Origin of the sequence: Haloarcula sp. Atlit-120R (genome assembly GCF_003665885.1) — an archaeon.
GTDB lineage: Archaea > Halobacteriota > Halobacteria > Halobacteriales > Haloarculaceae > Haloarcula > Haloarcula taiwanensis.
This window is the reverse complement of sequence record NZ_QPLN01000096.1, coordinates 1-449: the sequence shown is the minus strand read 5'-3', so window position 1 is coordinate 449 and position 449 is coordinate 1. Positions and strand designations below refer to the sequence as shown.

1 pseudogene is annotated in these 449 nt (G+C 54.6%); it reads right to left on the bottom strand.

Annotated elements, in window-relative coordinates:
* Positions 1-449: pseudogene (locus DVK01_RS22015) on the bottom strand (hypothetical protein); the annotation flags it as partial.

Here is a 449-nt window from a genome sequence, read left to right as displayed (position 1 = left end):
CGTGAGGTTGCATGTAGTGGACGATCAAATATTCGGGGTCGTGCTCCCGTGCGGCGGCAACGGCGCGCTCGGTGACGACTTCTGGCGGTGTCGTGTAGTCATCGTCGTTCCAGCCGTACTCGTGTACCTCGTCCAAGTTGAGGAGGGCTCCCTCATCAATATGCTCGGCGAAGAGGTTGGCAGTGACATACGCCGTGTCTGCCAATTTGTCCTCGTAATTGTCGTTTACGGTCTGATCTATCGTTGGTTTGGAGTAATCGTCGTCGGTGAAGTTCTTCTTTACCCACTCGATGGAAGCCGACCCCAGGGAGGTATGTGTTGGTACATCACGAGGGACATAATCGTAATTTTGCGCCATCTCCGCGAGCAAGTCCGGACGACAGGTATCAAGGACGACTAGGACGTCCCACTCGCGCTCAAATATCGACGTTCCGTAGTTGTAGCCGTTC